The sequence below is a fragment of the Parabacteroides sp. AF39-10AC genome (genome assembly GCF_003635405.1).
Classification (GTDB): Bacteria; Bacteroidota; Bacteroidia; order Bacteroidales; family Tannerellaceae; genus Parabacteroides; species Parabacteroides distasonis.
Genome location: NZ_QTLP01000088.1, coordinates 333 through 584, shown reverse-complemented (window position 1 = coordinate 584; position 252 = coordinate 333). Strand labels below are relative to the sequence as shown.

The following is a 252-nucleotide window of genomic DNA, read 5'->3' as shown; positions in this document are numbered from 1 at the left end:
AGGTGTAATGCCTGAACTTTCGGACTGTTCGGCTTCGCTAACAAAAGAAGATATAAAGAATTTTGAGGTTGAGTTGAATGTAAAGATTCCGGCAGGCATGAAGAACTTTTACCTCAAGTTCAACGGTGGTATGCCATCACCATATTGTTATCAACCGCAGGACGAGGATTTGGATCGGGTGGAGATAAATGCGTTCTTTCCGATAAAGGAACGCACCAATGCTTTTGAAACAATTGAAGTCATAGCCAAAGA

General features: G+C 41.7%; 1 protein-coding gene. It reads left to right on the top strand.

The genetic code is table 11. The annotated features are described in order from the left end of the window. The coding region (locus DW033_RS25175) for an SMI1/KNR4 family protein (protein WP_233554314.1) at positions 1-252 on the top strand (252 nt) is incomplete at both ends.